General features: G+C 46.9%; 1 protein-coding gene. It reads right to left on the bottom strand.

The genetic code is table 11. From position 1 onward, the window contains the following. Nucleotides 1–666: aldehyde dehydrogenase family protein (locus tag ACTHUE_RS19500; RefSeq protein WP_440424225.1), on the bottom strand; the 666-nt coding region annotated here is incomplete at its 3' end. Nucleotides 667–902 lie beyond the last annotated feature (236 nt).

Below are 902 nucleotides of genomic sequence, written 5' to 3'. Positions count from 1 at the left end.
GTGCAGCATGTATTCGCCGGATTTGGAACCGCGGCCGGTAATCACGTTCAACACGCCTTTAGGCCGCAGGTGGTTGCTTTTTTGAGCGCGGGACAACAGGCTCAATGAAGTGCTGGAAGAAGGGTGGCTGACGATGGTACAACCTGCGGCCAATGCCGGAGCGATTTTCCATGCGGCCATCAAGAATGGAAAGTTCCAAGGAATGATTTGGCCGACAACGCCGATCGGTTCGCGCAAAACGATGGACAGGTCTTCGGCGTCAAGCTGGGTCGCAGTGCCTTCTTCGCCGCGGATCACGCTGGCGAAATAGCGGAAATGGTCGGAAGCCAATGGTACGTCGGCGGCGCGAGTTTCGCGGATCGGTTTGCCGTTGTCCAAGGTTTCTTGCAGGGCGAACAATTCGGCGTTTTCGTCAATTACATCGGCGATTTTGTTCAAAATGGCCGCGCGTTCGGTAGTCGTGGTTTTACGCCATGTTTTGAACGCTTCTTGTGCAGCGGCTACGGCAGCATCGACATCAGCATCGGTTGCGTCTGTGAACTTGGCCAACTCATCGCCATTAGCAGGGTTGTAAGAGGATAAAAGTTTGCCTTCGCTACCTTTCGTCCATTCGCCGTTGATTAAAAGACCATATTCTTTATCAAACACATTTAAATCTTTTGCCATAATGCTGTCTCCTTAATGAGTGGGAAGGCGTGTTTCTGCGCCATAAAAACAGCTTATGCTTTTTTCTTTTTAAGTTCAAGTACTAAAAATGAGAATGTTCTCAAAATTTACGTTTGCAATGTTGTTTCATGTAGCAGGCCGTCTGAAAAATAAAGGATTTGATTGAAATGAAATTGCATTTGTTAATGTATTTAAAGATTTATACGGCTTAAATAGATCCTGTTATGATATAACAT

Source organism: Neisseria sp. P0021.S005 (genome assembly GCF_051956955.1).
Note: the sequence above shows the minus strand (reverse complement) of the source record. Positions and strands in the feature narration are given on the sequence as shown.